Genomic DNA, 15,821 nt, shown 5'->3' with positions numbered 1-15,821 from the left:
TGTGACAGAATTACCCCTCGGTTTTGAAATGTCACAATTGGTGATTCCGCTCGATCGGATTTTACCTTCTCGAAAAACGCCAGAGGGTTTGCTGAACTCCCGGAAGTTTAAGCAAATTCAATCATCAATTGCCGAAGTCGGCCTGATAGAGCCTTTGACCATCGGCAAGGCTAATAAAGCGACGGGGCACCACATTCTGCTGGATGGCCATATTCGGTTGATGGTGCTGCGCCAGTTTGAATATGACGATGCCCCCTGTCTCATAGCCACTGACGACGAATCCTATACCTACAACAATCGTATCAACCGGCTTTCTACCGTGCATGAACATTACATGATTCGTCGAGCAGTGGAACGCGGTGTCTCCCGGGAGCGGCTCGCCATTGCGTTGAACATGGATATCAGTTTCGTGGACAAAAAGCTCAATTTACTGGATGGCTTATGCGCTGAGGTAGTTGAGCTCTTGAAGGACCAGGAATTCTCGGCTTATGTGAGTCCGGTGCTGCGGAAAATGAAACCCATTCGACAATTGGAATGCGTGGAACTCATGGTGTCAGCCAACAATTTGACCGTGCCCTACGCCCAGGCATTGTTGATGGCGACGCCTGACAATTTATTGGTCGAACCCAGCAAAGCCAAGCGAATCAATGGCGTAACGCCCGAGCAAATCAGCAAAATGGAACGAGAAATGACTAATTTACATGGGCAGTACAAATTGGTCGAGCAAACGTATGGTGAGGTCATTCTAAATTTGGTTCTGGCCAAGGGATATTTGTCCAAACTACTCGATAACCCGCAAGTGTCGCGTTACCTGCGGCTTCATCAGCCTGACGTACTGGCCGAGTTTGAAAACATCATCCAGACGGTATCGCTGGATAAATAATGCACATTGTCGGACACGGCCATGAGCGGGCAAACCATGAAATGCTGGCCGGCAAGTTCCCGGGCACAACCGGCCGTTCGCCACCGACAGCTTTGCAGCGGCCCACCGCCCAGGAAGACGTACCCGTCGCTGTTCCCTCTCATTAGCCTCTTTCAAGACGATGAAAACTACTGCACGGGTTTGACATAGACATAAAACTTTATTTGTGCAACAAAGCCTTTCATAAGGAGGAAATTTGGATTTAAATAAGCTAGGCAACCGTCTTTCTGTAGCTTATTTTCTGGGAATTATTCTGGCAATAAATGAGCAGACTTTAGCGCGGTGTTGTGCTTAAGGTGTCAACTAACTATGTATTGATTACTTTCTGAATAGTTGGATCTGCCGCAAGTGAGTTTCTAACTTTTTCTTTTGCATCGTCATCAAGCGATGCTGCTTTCGCAATTTTTGAAATAATGGCATCAAGCTTAGTTTTGCACTTTTTATCTTTGTTTTCGGTTGCTTTTGTAATTATTTCGTCAAAATCCTTATAATCTAGCGTTTTGGCTGTAGATTTAAATTCCTTATAAATATTCTCAGGTATCCAGCCAATATGTTCCTGTAGAACTTCATTAATCATTTGTTCAAAAGTCGCTTTGTCAGGCGCTCCAGCTGGCACATAGTCTTCTGTCCCAACTCTTGAATACAAATTACCAACAAGCCATCCGAGTTTTGATTGAAAGTTATCTTTAAGCTCCAAGATTTTGGCATCTAAGCACAGATCGTAATGTTCATATGCTCGGATTGCTATTGATAGTAACAAAAATGTGCAGCTATCTTCAGGTAGGCCAAGTTGAGGCATTTTTTTAAGAAAAAAAAGCTCTTTGTCATTGTTGTTATAAATTTTCTTTAATTTATCTTCTAACAAATATTTGTTTTTCGATGAGCAAAATAATTTTTCATCAATTTTAATTGGGGCATCGCTCTTTATCTCGGAAATATACCTGTTAATAACCAAGTCAAGACTTCTAACTGCTGCTAAAGTTATGTATCTTGATTTGCAATCGCTACCGTTTCTTCTAACGAGGTCACAGCTCTGAGTTAATATTTGAAAATGCGTATACTCATTCGCTGAATAGTGAGGGTGTATGGTATCTATAAGAGAAATTAAGCCTGGTGTTTTTGCAAGTATATCGCCCTGCTTAAGAGAGCTTTTGTCGGGAGCGTCTGTGTATGTGAAATGCGTATTCATTTTCAATAAAAACAAACATTAATGTCAAACAGCTCCTTTTAATGTCATATTAATTTTTCTAAATTCATCCCTGATAATTGATTTTTTATTTACAACTTTTCCTGATGTCATCGCGTAAATAGTTTTATTTGTGGGAAAGCTGCTTTTTGTATTAACGACATTATCCTGTTTATATGTATAAAATACATATTCATAGGCATTAGAACCAGCCGACGATGATGTTGCAGTATAATTGATTGATGCTGACTTTGCGTTCATGATAAATATCCGTTAATTATTGTTTTCATCAAGGTCTATTTCATAGACGTTTTTTATAAAATCAGTAGCTTGTGCAATCCTTTGAATAGCAGTTTTTTCGTCAAGAATTGAAATAACATCTGATAAATTAGACACATCAAAATGAAAATTAAAATCCGCTCGAATAGAGTTCATGTTATATGATATGGATAGATTCAATATTTGTCTGCTGTCCAGTTCATATATTCTCTGTACGATGGTTTGCTTTAGTTTGTATGTATTAGCATCTATTGCGGTGCTATCAAGTAAATCAAATTTCGATGAAATAGTATCTATGTCATCCGTATCTTCAAAGCTAAAATTAAAGCCAATGCCGCTAACAGGTGTATGTTCGAGTAGTGTTGCTATTTTTTTACCAATATCAATCGCAAATTCTAATCCGCTAGAATTTTCATTGTCTGGCTTTATCTCTAATCGCTGAGCTGATGGATAAAGCTTTATATTAGGAATGCTTATCTGAACAGGGAGGGAAGTGTCATTTAACGGAAAAGCAATCGTAGCTTCTTCGCCTTCTGTAAGGAGGTTTTTATTTATCCATTGAGGATTAAAAATGCTTGGATTCCAAGCCCCAACAATTACAATGTTGTAACTTCCTTTAACAGGTCTCATATATATGGCTCTTGAATTAAGCGGGTCAATGTTGACCGTTATAGCTCCCCATGCCCTTCATGCATGGATTCTTACTGACAAACTCTATTATTCTAGCACTGATCCATCAAAATTGCTGTTTCGAGCAAGTCCATAGCTCTATCAGGGAATCAATATTTAACATCGTTTAGTCTATCTAGTGATCACAGCTGAGAATCAAGGCAAGGTGTGCGGCTGCGGACTCTATACGAATAGTGATTTCTTCCGACGTTGGACAGCACTATGTCTTGCCGGTTCATTAGCGATTCTGGAAATTGAAGTACCGCCTACCTACTTTTAAGTTGAAATGACGCCGCTATGGGCGTTACCGGAGAGGAAGGGCATGGGCGTCCTCTTCTTACTTATAGCCATCCTGCTGTTATTGTTTGACGTTTTTACACAGCCTGGGTCGAACACTGACTGTCGCTGACCGTATGAAGCAAGCTTATTAACCTTGGCTTTAAATCCCATCTTCACGGTTGACCGTAATACTTTATATAGGCATTACGCCAGTCATTGACTAACATCTGTCTAGCTGCGCTGAGCGACAACCGTCCAGCACACAATTCTTTGTTTAACCGGTTTTCCAACTTATCTTTCAAGTGGGCATTCCAGGGTGTGCCGCCATAGGCTTGCGGCCAAAGGTTGTTGACGTCATCAGCACCGCCCAGTTCACGACTGATGAGATGGTCTATTTCACAAGTTCTGCCATGCGCATCGGTCGTACAGCGTGGGTCGTCATAACCGCTAAATCCATAGTTTGCGAATACTTGTTTCTTCATGTTCGGCGTGACGTGGCGTTCATCCGCACCCCATTTGATGCTACAGATTTTGGATTTTGTCAGACCTGGACGAGTTACACCGGGTGTTTTGGTTAAATCGGGAATGTCGTCAGCACGAGTGCTTGCAGAAAACAGTAGGACTACCAGCGACAGGAAACTACATAACCTAGCCATTCTACCCCCTTGGGTGCCAACGGCGTTTGCAAGCTCGGGTCATAGCATCCCGACGTTATAAATTGATATGACCACAGTATCGTAAATACCGATACCCAACCAAATTAAAATTAACAATGACCCTGCTAGTCAATACTGTGGGGGAATGATTGACCGCTGCCAAGGCCATTTTCGGAGTCGACTGTCTGCGCCATGGTAAGACAGTGGCTAGTTTGCAATGTTTGCAGCGCTATCTAAACTAGCGGTTAGCAACTAATATTTTAGCTTTGCGACTGAAGAAAATGGAAACGGACGGACTCGTTATCCGCAAACATAAGCCCGAAGACAAACGCCAAGTGTTTTTATAAACTAACGGACAAAGCAATCGATCTGGTGCCGGTGCTACTTGAGGTTAGCCGCTGGAGCGTAATTTACGATAAACATACGGCAGCCCCACCGGATCTCATGCGTCGCTATCAAAAAGAGCCGCAGTAGTTGATAGCAGAATGGCAGGAAGCAGCACGAGTTCGGCAGTCATGCTACGCTTTAAACATAAGAAAACCAGAATGATCTGCCCGGAAGCAGGTTCAGGTTCATACGTTAGAGAGTGTCCATGACATCAAAAGCTTTACAAACATTTGAGCACGCTATTCAAGATGCAGATGATCTATTAAATCACTTTGATGTGTTGAACAAAAAACCGCCACCACCGGAAGCAGAAGTACTCAAACGAGCGTGCCTTGTTATGGCTTTGGCGGCATTGGAAACCTATTTTGAGGACAGAATTGTAGAGGCTGCGGATGCTATGTCCGGCCTCGGTTCTGACGCAGGTCATTTTGTGAAATTCTACAAGTCGTCTCTAGAAAACGATCTGAAGTACTTTCATACTCCAAGCACTGAAAGAGTCAAGATCATTTTCGTTAAGTACCTGGGCTTCGATGTGACCGAAGGTTGGACTTGGAATAATTATGATCCAAGTCGCGCACGTAGCGAACTCAGTAAGATTGCCAAAAAGCGTGGCGATATTGCGCACCGATCATGGCGACCAGATCCAAGCCAACCTGCGGCTCACGCGGTCACTCGTGAAGATTTACGTAAGCACATTCGCTTCATCAAAGATTTGGTAAGAGCGACGGATGTTTTCCTAGATGAAAAACTCTAACAATCCTCCATAGTGGATCTGCTTAGTACTTAAATACGTCTCTTGGCGATGTGTCTGGGAAAAGTGGGCAAGATCGCCCTGCTAGAATTTAAAAAACCAATTATGATCATCGTAGGAATTTAGATGTTTTTCTTTGACCCTTTGACAAGAATGTTAATTCGCTTATATAGATTTCCTTTTGGATGTTTGTTGATGGCGGCGTTTCTAACCGTTTTTATTACGTCAGCATCATCTGAAGCGAATAGCACTAGGCCTATAACTACTATCATTGATCAATTAGTATCTACCGGCGCTTATTATGGATTATTGGTGTGCTTAAGTTCGTTTACCATTTCCTTTCTTTACTCCAGTTTTAGGCTGTGGAAATGGCGTAGCGGAGATAGTGATGAAGTGTGCCATGTATGTGGCGGCATAGTAGACCAACTAGAAGGGCGATGGGGGTCGTATTTCAAATGTTTGGCTTGCGGGAATAACCGATCGATACGATAAGCGTACCACGATTTCAAGTACAGATAGGCAAGCGGCGCGAGTTCGTGCAGTCATGATACGGTTTACACCATTGTCCGGTAAAAAAGCCTTCAACAGTCTGAAGGGCAGTTAAATTAATGGCTCCAGTCATTAGCGAACATAACGACGTCTCTGCACTTCTTTATTAGCTAATTTAATATCTACCTTTAACCTTTCAATTTGGAGATCTATTAGCTCATCTTGCTTCGGCTGGATTTTTGTATGCCACATATAGAATCCATAGGCTGTTGATAATGTTCCAGGCAGTAAAAATAAAAACACATATAAGCCTAGCTCGAACTCTTTATTTGATTTGTCTATAGCTTGCTTCTGTTCGTGAATAAATAAATCTAGCTTTTCAGAATCCGTGAGCTTATCTTTAGCTTCGAGAATTCTTATAGGGGCATATCTCTCGAAAGCTCGCCGGTTGTATTCCTCAGCTCTAATGAAAAACATTATGCCAGTAGTTAACATGACAACAAGCCCAAACATCGCATAGAACTTGTAAATATTATCAGTTGGTAAAGGGACTTCTGGTTCCATGGTTTATCATTTGATCAGCTAACGTTAAAAGTAATTGGTCGCCAAAGCGCTGAAATCTCTTAATGGCAAGGCGTTCACATTAAATTGCCACTACAAATTCTCTTTTATTACCTTAGGAATTCGTAAGGGACCAACAATAAGTCAATTTCCGGCAAATGTTGAACATAATGTAAAAGCTTGGTCGACTTTAGGACATTCATAAACCTATTCCCGGTAAATGTGGAGTATCAAAAATTACTCAATGATTTCTTTTCCGATTGGCGTACCCCAACCAAATTCAGAATGTTTGTTCTGAGGCGTGATTCTGCCGAGTAATTGCGTTAGGGTATATCTACGTTTAGAATAATTATTTTTAATTTTCTTTGCAGCGTTAGGGAATTTTTTCATGTTATTTTTAGATAGTCCTTGCCGCTAATCATTGAGTTAGGCGAAGTTTCTAAGGAAAGAAATACTTCGCGTGATTGTTTATAACACATAACCTAAACCCCTCAAACATTCCATAACGAGTCATGACATCATCTGCTATGTTGAAGCAATAAAGATTGTCTGATATTCGTTTTATCAAAAGCAAACAACAGCGCCTATTGACCGAAAGCGAGATCGCGAAGGTGTGCCGTAAAATCCAAGCGGGTCTCGTAAAGCCCTCTATCAAAACTCATATAGAGCACGTCAAGCATGTTAAGACCATCGTAGAACAAAAGCAGCAGCAACCTGAAAACGCATGCCCTAAATGCGGAAAACCGATGATCCTGAGAACCGCTAAAACAGGAGACAACCAAGGTAATCAGTTTTGGGGGTGCAGCACTTATCCCAGATGCCGCACTGTGAAAGCTGTTTAACGTTAGATTTGATAAGGCGGATACTGTATCTATAACACTTTTTGCTCGATCTCAGACTTTAACATTGTGTTCCTAATGTACGCGTTACACGCGTTTTTGAGTGTGATCATGGCCTTTTGCGGACTTATTTTCCGAATAATCCGTACATTAGGAACCGGTCTACGTACTTTAGGAACTACTAATAGTTTTATGGATTTCCTTCAAGGCAATCACCCATTTATCCACTAATCTGCCGGCAACCACCTTGAGCATGTTGAATGAGCCTCAACTCCTTCATTCTCTGGATTACGTCTAACTCGCCAGTAATTGGCGAGTTTCCGGTAAATGTTGTACGTAGCGAAACAAGAAACTGGATTTCAATAAATCTTCTCGCGCATATAATTTCTGCCGCAATTTTTTCGATTCGCCATGATCAACGGGATAAATTTCGGCGTCTTCAAGTATGTCTATTATTCGACTCGAAGCGATCTCAGATGTTTCCGAGAGCTTGGATAAGATAACGAATTCCCGCCTAAATCGCCGAATATGATCTGGAAATACCATCTTAGTGCCTCGAGGGCCGACGCTATGAATAAGATAACCGCGATTGACTAACTGATAGGCAAATTCTTCGTTGATACAAAGTACTTCTGCCACGTCAGTAATCGTCATGGCATTTGATTGAGGTTGCAGCCCTTTTATCCAATTGCAAAACTCCGCTTTGTCTAACCAGAATTCCCGAAATGTTCGAGGCTTAGCGTCTGGTTTTCGAACAATAATCTGCCCAGCGATAATCCCTTTGAACACTTGTAAGAACGGCAGTTCGATCCGCCCTTGGATGCGGTTTTGCATGGCTGGAGCCAGAAGTACGCAGTCCTCCGTAGGGGGCGCCGCGCTTTTGTTGATGGTTTCCATCAACGCGTCTAGCTCCAATTTAGAATATTGCCAAGTCGTACAGTAACCCCTCCGCGGAGCCACTTCAAATTTAAAACAGCCATTATTTTGCAATTGTATGAATTGCGCCTTGGTCACACCCAGGATGTTGGCAGCCTCGTACGCTGTCACAAGCCCCTTTAGATGTGGCAGAATCTTCTCCAAGTCAGGGCGATAAACCGAGCACATACTGTACTCGGTATTGGTTTGTTCAAGATGAACAGCGACTTGTTTATCTATAATCGCTCGATTTAGCTCCGATGGCGCTAGATTGTATTCCCGACATGCTCTGCTAAACGAATACCACAGCTGAACTTTTTTGGCATCGGGACTGAATAAGGTATGCTTTTTCGTGATGTCGCGGATCAAATTCTCGGTGGCGTATTGTTCGACAATTTCCGTTAAAGGCTGAAACATCGGCTCGGGAAAATCATTGAAAAATTGTCGGTAAAAATACACTAGCCTTTTTTGCTGAATGCCGATAAAACTGGCATGGGTAAGATGGACCGTTTGCAAGTAGCGCCAAAATCCGTTCTGGTTGGAAAACAACGCATCTGCACATTGTTCTGTTCTCACGCTAAAGTCAGCCAAGTGCTCGAAGTTCTGGCGACCAGGTTTAGCCAAATCCTCTCCGATTGCCAGCCAACTCATTAAGAACACCAAGAATTCACAACGCCGAAGCAATGGCAACCACTGCGCTGTATCGAACAGCGGATGCTCACCTGGCAACAAACCCTCCTCCAAGAACTGTTGCAACCGAATCACCGCTATCGGCGCAGGTTTGGTTTCGGCGCTGGCAAGATATTCCAAACATTTGCCGGCACTCTTACGCGGGCCGTGAAAGCTGTAGGGCTTTTGGCAACGAGGACACAAATCCATTAACCATATTCGATGCTTTATGCAGGCAACCGATATTTTCAGTTGCCAGCTAATTCGCCAATAGTTTTCTTCCTGTAAACAAATTGGGCAATAACGGAGTCGCTTGGAATTTAGATGGATTTTCGGTAATGCGCAGACCTGAGGAAGCCAGCAGGCTGTGTGCTCAAATCCGGTCCATTCAGCCTCAACACAGGCTTGATACAACTTTTCAAAATCGACAGTTTTTACGCCTTTGCCTTCTAATAACCACCGGTAAGACGAATAAGTATTCTTATCGGCCAATCGCGCTAGGTAACTAATCGGATTTTCATCAAAATAGCAATTGGTCCGAAGAGGCGGACAAATCAGAGATAATTGGGTATCGCTCATAGCTGCTCCTTTTTTCTCGTCTTTGCCAACTCAACAGCCGGCGCTTTGTAAAACACCATACCGCGCTGATCCAGCCGTTTACCGAGAAATTCAGCATTGAAGGGATTCAACTTGCCGACGCCTTCAACCCAAATCGATTCACTGAACGCCGCTTGCAAACAATTGCGGTCGATGCCTGGCAAGTCGGCGTTAAGTGCAAACTGGTAAGCGTGAAAACATCAACGTCGCGGGCAAAATCCCTCAAGCCGAACGCTATTCGCGCGGCTTTACACCGACAGCCAACATGCAGTCCGCTTGGCAACTGCAAGGCCGAACCATAGCCTGGCCGGATCACGAGGATGGCCATTATCAAATTCCCTACGTTTATTCCTGCAATGGCAGGCCGTTTGTCAAACAATTGGCCGAACAATCGGGGACTTGGTTTCGCGACGTCCGCGAGCCGTCCAATCTCGCAAAACCCTTGCCGGATTTTCATAGCCCACAAGGCCTGTTGGACAAACTACTACGCAGCAAGGCAGTGGCGGAAGAAAAGCTGAAACAAGAAGGTTTCGCATATTTGCGCCTGCGCGACTATCAGCAAAATGCCGTACAAGCGGTCGAAATTGCATTGGAAGCCGACCAGCACAACTGTCTATTGGCGATGGCTACCGGCACCGGAAAAACCCGCACCATCATTGGTTTGATGTATCGCTTCTTGAAAGCCGAGCGCTTCAAACGCATCTTGTTTTTGGTGGATCGTACCGCACTGGGCCAGCAAGCGATTGATAACTTCAACGATGCCCCGCTGGAACAAAACCAAACCCTATCCAACTGAAATACCTTTTTTATGCATTGAAAGCCAGGGGATTTGAAGACGCAATTTCTGGATCAGCGCAACCACAAATTACCCAACAAGGATTAGCAGAAGTAAATTTTCCAATAGCGCCACTTGCTGAACAACACCAAATCGCCGCCAAACTGGACGAACTGCTGACACAGGTAGATAGCATCAAAACCCGCCTCGACGCCATCCCCAAAATCCTCAAACGCTTCCGCCAATCCATGCTGGCTGCGGCGGTGAGTGGGAAGTTGACTGAGGAATGGAGAAGCCACAATAAATATTCATTAAGTTTTACTGACCATCAACGCCTGATTTCTGAATCTAACTTTAAGCCCAAAGCTAAAGATATTGGAAGCGCCATTTCCGAATCCGAGATAGGTTGGCTCGAACTGTGTCTTGGTCATGTATTTTCTGTTAAATCTGGTGATGGATTAACAGCAAAGGAAATGATCAGTGATGGAAAAATTCCGGTGTATGGTGGAAATGGAATTAATGGTTATCACGATAAAGCGAATATCGTTGAACCGACGATTGTGATTGGTCGTGTCGGTTTTTATTGTGGATCGGTTCATCTTACTGAACAACTGGCATGGGTAACGGATAATGCATTGATTGTTAGTTTTCCGTCTGAATTGGTGGATAAAAAGTTTGCGTATTTATTGCTGAAAGCAACTAATTTGAATGTTGATTCTGCGTCAACTGCTCAACCAGTAATTAGTGGTGCAAAAATATATCCACTTCAAATATCAATCCCATCTATGGAAGAGCAGTTAGAAATATCGCTGCGAGTTGAACAACTTATCTCTTACGCCGACCAAATCGAACAACGCGTTAAAGATGCCCAATATCGTGTCAACCGCCTGACGCAATCCATTCTCGCCAAAGCCTTTCGCGGCGAACTCACTACTGACTGGCGGTTGCAAAATCCCGATTTAATCAGTGGTGAAAACAGTGCCGAGGCTTTGCTTAAACGTATTCAGCTTGAACGGAATGCACAACTTGCGGGGGGCAAAGCAACCAAAGTAAAAAAAAAGTCGAGTGAAATCATGACACCGAAACAAATTATTCCAGTCTATGAGGCGCTGCAAGCAGCTGGTAAGCCATTATCTGGGCAAGAGCTTTTGGCAAGCTCAGGTTATCCGAGTGATGCCGATACACAGCAATTAGAGCAATTCTTTCTGGATATTAGGCAACAGCTCAATCTTAAAACCATTGTCCGAAATCGCCTGGATAGCACCGGTCAAGATTGGTTTGAATTGAGTAAATCTGAAGAGTAGTTCGTGAAAATTGATAAGTTGCATATCCGGTCAAGATTCAAGAATCTGGAAAATGTCGTCGTTGATTTTGACGAAAACAATTTGATGACGGTTATCGTGGGCCGTAACTCGTCAGGAAGATACGACGTTAACTGGCAGCAATATTCGCAATGAGTTTTTTCATTTGTTTTTACCCAGTGTTGACTCATTGCGCCAATTTGCTCGTGACCTGAGTCCTGACGAATTATTTAAGATGCTGGAAAGCACACTGCTTTCTGAAATCATTTCGGAAGTCAATATACGGGTAAAAGTTGCTTCCAGCGATGAGCCACTTACATTTCGCGAGTTGAGCGAAGGTGAACAGCAATTGCTTACGGTACTGGGCTTGCTTAAATTCACTGGTGGAAAAGATTCTTTGTTTTTGCTGGATGAGCCCGACCGGGCTTGTGCTTGTCGGATTGATACCTACTCCACTTGTTTCGAAATGGCGTTCTTTTATCAATCGATGCTTTTGTGAGTGGTTCAAAGTAGCATTCCAGTTGGTAGGCGGTACTCAGACCGGTTTTTTGCTTGACGCCGGCATACCAATAACGGACGCGTAAGATATTGATGAGACGTCGATTGCTGGGATCATCCCAAAATTGCTGCAGGAGCAGCTGCTTTTTTTCTTCGACGCGAAAACTCATAACCAATTGATTTATATAAATGTTAACTGCTAATTTACAGTAAAAGTTTGCTTAAACTCTCCAGTTTTTTCAATAAACGACTTCGGTTAGGCTATTCGGCATCAGAATCACTACCGAGCGCAACATGACACAACCCGACTCTATCGAGCCTTTAATACTGGAATTGCAGGAGACGTTGACTCGCCTGTACGGCCCATTATTGGCGAGTCGCGACCTCTGGAAATTGTTGGGATTTACCAATCCGGCGGCTTATCGCCAAGCCCGTTTGCGGCAGCGGATACCGGTAGTGGAATTCGAAATTGAAGGCCGGCGTGGCCGTTTTGCGTTGACGCAGGACGTTGCACGTTGGCTAGCCGAACAGCGCTTATCTATCCCACAAACTAATAAAGACCAGGAGCCAACAAATGAACTAGCTGACAAGCCCAAATAATTCACAGACTCAGAACGACAAAAGCCCAGGGCTGCAACCCCGGGCTTTTCAAGAAACTGTCAAGAAATTCACAGACTCATGACAGTTTCATTGTCGATCTAATCCAGGCCGGCGTCAAGTCGGCTGTCTGTTCCAAAACCCATTTTTTAATACATCGCAACGGGCGAAGGATTTCGCATGCCCGTTGCGAAGGAATGACAATGAAAATATCCATAACCACTTTGCGCCAAGTGATTCGACTCTTGGCAGACCCAGACCTTTCGATGCGCTCCATTGGCATCTCCTGCCGCATTTCACCCAATACCGTCAGAGCGGTCCGAGTGGTGTTGCTCGGAAAACAATTGACATGGGCTGATCTCCACGCCCTGGATGACGGCAAGCTTTACCAAGCGTTGTTCGGCGATAAAAAGTCGGGCGATTCTCGAAAACCTGTTCCAGACTGGATTCAGGTGCATTCAGAAATGTACAAACGGGATATGACCTTGCAATTGCTTTGGGAGGAATATCGCCAGTGCAATCCGGAGGGATTTTCTTACGAGCAATATTGCCGCCGTTACCGAGCCTGGAAACGCAGTTGTAAGATCAGTCTGCGTCAAATCTATTTTCCGGGCGAATACATTTTCGTCGACTTTTGCGGGCGCACCATGCCGATTCGTAACGCTGAAACTGGCGAAGTCTGGTTCGCCCATGTATTTGTCGGGGCACTGGGTGCTTCCGGGTATTTGTTTGCCATTGCCGTCGCCTCCCAGAAAATTGCCGACTGGCTGAAGGCTCACGCGCTCATGTTGGCGCATCTCGGTGGTGTACCGCGTTACATCGTGCCGGACAATTTAAAATCCGCAGTGCTACAAAACAATAAACAGGGTTTGTTGTTGAATTCAGCCTATCAAGAATTTGCCGAGCACTACGATTTCATCGTGATGCCGGCCAGACCCCGCAAACCGAAGGATAAGTCTTTGGGTGAGATCGGCGTACAAATCGTACAGCGTTGGGTGCTCGCCCGATTGCGTGATCAAGTATTTTTCAGTTTGAACGAGTTGAATACCGCCATCAGCTACTGGATGGAAAAACTCAACGAACGTACCACCCGGACGTATCCGACCAGTCGGCTCCAGCGATTTCTCGATCTGGATGCGCCTGCATTAAAAGGACTTCGTGAAGATCCTTATCCGTATAGTCAATGGCGTTATCAGGTCAGAGTAGATGAAAGCTATCACGTTGAATACGAGCAACACTACTATTCGGTGTTGTATACCTATGCTCATCAACAGGTTGATATTCGGGCCAACGACGAGTTTCTCCATGTCTACTACCAACGCCGATTAATTGCATCGCACACACGAAAATTCGGTCCCGGTCGAACCACATTGGATGAACATATGCCTCCCAACCACCGTTTGTTTCGCGAAGGGACACTGGAAGGCTTACAGACCTGGGCGCAATCCCTCGGCCCGTCCACTGTGACGTTTCTGCAACGTAGCCTGGAAGACAAACGCTACTTTGCCAGCCGTCTGAAAGCCGCGCAATTACTAAGGCGAGACGCCCAGAAAGACCACTGGCAGGAGCGCATTGAATCAGCTTGTACCCATGCCCTACGGTTAAATTGCCTGGGTTTTGACCGGCTAAGGGGGATTATTAGCACCAATGCTGATAGTCGCCAGTCTAAGGTGCCAGCCGTCAAGGTGATTGAACACGAGAACTTGCGTGGCGCCGATTATTTCACTACCACATCGGAGGCGCCCTAATGATCATCGCTGGTACCATACCTCATAAACTGGCTCAGCTTGGCCTACACGGCATGGCCGCGGCCTTGGAAAAACAGCAGTCCGAGACGAAATTTACCGACATGCCATTTGATCAACGTCTGGGTTTGTTGATCGAGCAGGAATTGTTGAGTAAAGACGCCCGCAAAATCGAACGACTTTTGAAAAACGCCAAACTCCGTTATTCCCAGGCGGTACTCGAAGACATCGATTACCGGAATCAACGTAGCCTGGACCCATTGCAAATACAAACGTTGGCGACCGGTGAATGGATGCGGCAAAAACAAAATCTGATTCTGACCGGTACGACCGGCACCGGCAAAAGTTGGATCGCCTGTGCCTTTGGTCAACAAGCCTGCCGGCGAGGATTAAGTACGCTCTATATGACCGCAACCCGCCTATTTGAGAATTTAACCGTGGGGATAGCCGACGGCAGTTTGCCCAAACTGCGACGTCAATTAATCACCGCATCGTTATTAATCATCGACGATGTCGGCATTGGCGGCGTACCCGCCCAATTAGGGCCGATACTTTTAGAAATCCTGGATCAGCAATCGATGGTTGGCTCCTTAATCCTAACCAGTCAATATCCGACCAATAAATGGTATGAATTGTTCGAAGACGCCACGGTCGCCGACGCTATTTTGGACCGGATCGTCCATCGGGCTCATCCGATAGAACTCAAGGGCGAATCGATGCGGAAGCTGAAAGGTAAAAATACATCCTAGAGGACGAAATCCATCACTTGTGCAACTAGTTAGACCAAGGGTGTGCAAGTGATGCACTTAGGTGTTCAGATGTCGTGCACTTGGGTGTGCAAGTGGGTGCAATTATGCACCCGTTCGGCTTTGGGTTGTGGCGTAATATTCAGGCGCAAAGCGGCGCCCTGACCGGCGCTATTGCGCCCGCCATACGAATTTATAGACATAACGATTCCTTACCGCATTCGGTAATGAAGTTTTCTTTAGGTGGTAAGTTGTGCCAGGGTAGGCTTGACTAGAACTGTGAGCGGCGAGATACTGAGCTTTCCGAGGGCGGAGTATCTACTTCGCTTGCAGTGCGGGGCAAGCCATCTGGTTTGTTCCGTGCTGCACTTTACATGTTTATCTCCCGGTATTTGACCGCTGACTCGCGGTTGCGTTTAAGGCAAGGACGTTCAACATCAGCGTAATCTGTCCTTGGTTCAATGTCCCTAGTTGTTTTCTTAATTCATTTATCAATTGATACTCAGCAAGCACCATGTTGTCAGGCAATTGGAAGGATCGTTTGGATTGTTCCGCACTGTCCCACATAGCGTTTTGCTCTTCTTCATTTAAATCTAAAACGCTAATCAGCTTTTCCATTATTTTTTTCGATGGCGGCGCCTTTCTGCCTTTTTCCAGAGAGCTAATGTAGCTGGCTTGAATACCCAGATCGGCGGCCAATTGTTTTTGTTGTAGTTGACGGCTACGCCGAATGTTTTCCAAAAACAACCCAAACGGAGTCATTAGTTACCTTGTCTCAGTGATGTCTCTCAATGGTAATACGTTCCCAAATTTTATTCAAAGAATTTTTCATGGTCTTCACAGCCTAACCCTATGAATTACATAGGCTCTTTGAGCCTCATTTCATGTTTTTATCATACGTTTATGTTAAGTGGCTAGGAGATGTTTTCCATTACTTTGCGGCCGGTTACCTCAAAAACG

At 44.6% G+C, this 15,821-nt stretch carries 19 protein-coding genes; 10 read left to right on the top strand and 9 right to left on the bottom strand.

All coding sequences use genetic code 11. From position 1 onward, the window contains the following. Window position 1 precedes the first annotated feature (1 nt). Complete coding sequence (locus ACR64Q_RS20985; RefSeq protein ID WP_205452423.1) at window positions 2-883, top strand: plasmid partitioning protein RepB C-terminal domain-containing protein; 882 nt, start codon at window positions 2-4, stop codon at window positions 881-883. A gap of 346 nt (window positions 884-1,229) precedes the next feature. Here ACR64Q_RS20985 and ACR64Q_RS20980 read toward each other — a convergent pair whose 3' ends face one another. The 4 genes from ACR64Q_RS20980 to ACR64Q_RS20965 all read right to left on the bottom strand — a co-directional run bounded on the left by ACR64Q_RS20980 (window position 1,230) and on the right by ACR64Q_RS20965 (window position 3,991). Next, window positions 1,230-2,111, bottom strand: coding sequence for a hypothetical protein (locus ACR64Q_RS20980; RefSeq protein WP_313733023.1), 882 nt, complete (start codon window positions 2,109-2,111; stop codon window positions 1,230-1,232). Between the two features lie 24 nt (window positions 2,112-2,135). Then, window positions 2,136-2,369: a hypothetical protein gene (locus tag ACR64Q_RS20975; protein ID WP_313733022.1), complete on the bottom strand. Its 234-nt coding sequence runs from the start codon at window positions 2,367-2,369 to the stop codon at window positions 2,136-2,138. Window positions 2,370-2,381: 12 nt separating this feature from the next. After that, complete coding sequence (locus ACR64Q_RS20970; protein ID WP_313733021.1) at window positions 2,382-3,017, bottom strand: hypothetical protein; 636 nt, start codon at window positions 3,015-3,017, stop codon at window positions 2,382-2,384. Window positions 3,018-3,508: 491 nt separating this feature from the next. Continuing rightward, a complete protein-coding gene (locus tag ACR64Q_RS20965; RefSeq protein ID WP_313733020.1) occupies window positions 3,509-3,991 on the bottom strand; it encodes an HNH endonuclease in 483 nt (160 codons plus the stop codon). A 592-nt stretch (window positions 3,992-4,583) separates the two neighbouring features. On the opposite strand from ACR64Q_RS20965, the gene ACR64Q_RS20960 reads away from it, so the two are divergent. Continuing rightward, a complete protein-coding gene (locus ACR64Q_RS20960; protein WP_313733019.1) occupies window positions 4,584-5,132 on the top strand; it encodes a HEPN domain-containing protein in 549 nt (182 codons plus the stop codon). Between the two features lie 618 nt (window positions 5,133-5,750). On the opposite strand, the gene ACR64Q_RS20955 is transcribed toward ACR64Q_RS20960, so the two are convergent. Together ACR64Q_RS20955 and ACR64Q_RS20950 are read right to left on the bottom strand one after the other, a co-directional pair. Next, on the bottom strand, window positions 5,751-6,182 hold the full coding sequence (locus ACR64Q_RS20955; RefSeq protein WP_313733018.1) for a hypothetical protein: 432 nt from the start codon (window positions 6,180-6,182) through the stop codon (window positions 5,751-5,753). 234 nt (window positions 6,183-6,416) lie between these two features. Next, complete coding sequence (locus ACR64Q_RS20950) at window positions 6,417-6,569, bottom strand: AbrB/MazE/SpoVT family DNA-binding domain-containing protein (protein WP_313733017.1); 153 nt, start codon at window positions 6,567-6,569, stop codon at window positions 6,417-6,419. 221 nt (window positions 6,570-6,790) lie between these two features. On the opposite strand from ACR64Q_RS20950, the gene ACR64Q_RS20945 reads away from it, so the two are divergent. Beyond that, on the top strand, window positions 6,791-7,021 hold the full coding sequence (locus tag ACR64Q_RS20945; protein WP_313735047.1) for a topoisomerase DNA-binding C4 zinc finger domain-containing protein: 231 nt from the start codon (window positions 6,791-6,793) through the stop codon (window positions 7,019-7,021). A gap of 291 nt (window positions 7,022-7,312) precedes the next feature. On the opposite strand, the gene ACR64Q_RS20940 is transcribed toward ACR64Q_RS20945, so the two are convergent. After that, window positions 7,313-9,181, bottom strand: a complete 1,869-nt coding sequence (locus ACR64Q_RS20940) for a TniQ family protein (protein WP_313733016.1) — start codon at window positions 9,179-9,181, stop codon at window positions 7,313-7,315. Between the two features lie 193 nt (window positions 9,182-9,374). Here ACR64Q_RS20940 and ACR64Q_RS20935 point away from each other — a divergent pair, with 193 nt between their 5' ends. The 7 genes from ACR64Q_RS20935 to istB all read left to right on the top strand — a co-directional run bounded on the left by ACR64Q_RS20935 (window position 9,375) and on the right by istB (window position 14,864). Further along, window positions 9,375-9,995 carry a DEAD/DEAH box helicase family protein gene (locus ACR64Q_RS20935; protein WP_313733014.1) on the top strand — a complete coding sequence of 207 codons (621 nt, stop codon included), beginning with the start codon at window positions 9,375-9,377 and terminating at the stop codon, window positions 9,993-9,995. After that, window positions 9,986-11,278, top strand: a complete 1,293-nt coding sequence (locus ACR64Q_RS20930) for a restriction endonuclease subunit S (protein WP_409521200.1) — start codon at window positions 9,986-9,988, stop codon at window positions 11,276-11,278. The genes ACR64Q_RS20935 and ACR64Q_RS20930 overlap by 10 nt, the downstream gene beginning before the upstream one ends. 3 nt (window positions 11,279-11,281) lie before the next feature. Next, window positions 11,282-11,431, top strand: a complete 150-nt coding sequence (locus tag ACR64Q_RS20925) for a hypothetical protein (RefSeq protein ID WP_483823427.1) — start codon at window positions 11,282-11,284, stop codon at window positions 11,429-11,431. Window positions 11,432-11,441: 10 nt separating this feature from the next. Then, window positions 11,442-11,774 (top strand): AAA family ATPase, encoded by a 333-nt coding sequence (locus tag ACR64Q_RS20920; protein ID WP_483823426.1) that lies wholly within the window; start codon window positions 11,442-11,444, stop codon window positions 11,772-11,774. A 293-nt stretch (window positions 11,775-12,067) separates the two neighbouring features. Next, the gene (locus tag ACR64Q_RS20915; RefSeq protein WP_192376959.1) at window positions 12,068-12,373 is read left to right on the top strand and encodes a hypothetical protein; all 306 of its coding nucleotides are present in this window, start codon (window positions 12,068-12,070) and stop codon (window positions 12,371-12,373) included. Window positions 12,374-12,573: 200 nt separating this feature from the next. Beyond that, entirely contained in the window at window positions 12,574-14,118 is a 1,545-nt protein-coding gene (gene istA / locus ACR64Q_RS20910; protein WP_313733011.1) for an IS21 family transposase, read from the top strand. Then, the gene (gene istB / locus ACR64Q_RS20905) at window positions 14,118-14,864 is read left to right on the top strand and encodes an IS21-like element helper ATPase IstB (RefSeq protein WP_313733010.1); all 747 of its coding nucleotides are present in this window, start codon (window positions 14,118-14,120) and stop codon (window positions 14,862-14,864) included. The genes istA and istB overlap by 1 nt, the downstream gene beginning before the upstream one ends. Before the next feature lie 65 nt (window positions 14,865-14,929). Here istB and ACR64Q_RS20900 read toward each other — a convergent pair whose 3' ends face one another. Both ACR64Q_RS20900 and ACR64Q_RS20895 read right to left on the bottom strand, forming a co-directional pair. Then, window positions 14,930-15,064 (bottom strand): hypothetical protein, encoded by a 135-nt coding sequence (locus tag ACR64Q_RS20900; RefSeq protein WP_313733009.1) that lies wholly within the window; start codon window positions 15,062-15,064, stop codon window positions 14,930-14,932. Window positions 15,065-15,239: 175 nt separating this feature from the next. Beyond that, the gene (locus ACR64Q_RS20895; RefSeq protein WP_313733008.1) at window positions 15,240-15,623 is read right to left on the bottom strand and encodes a helix-turn-helix transcriptional regulator; all 384 of its coding nucleotides are present in this window, start codon (window positions 15,621-15,623) and stop codon (window positions 15,240-15,242) included. Window positions 15,624-15,821: the final 198 nt, after the last annotated feature.

The sequence above is a fragment of the Methylomonas sp. 2F7 genome, from assembly GCF_057126975.1.
The sequence above is the reverse complement of the archived record's forward strand: the minus strand, read 5'-3'. Positions and strand labels throughout refer to the sequence as shown.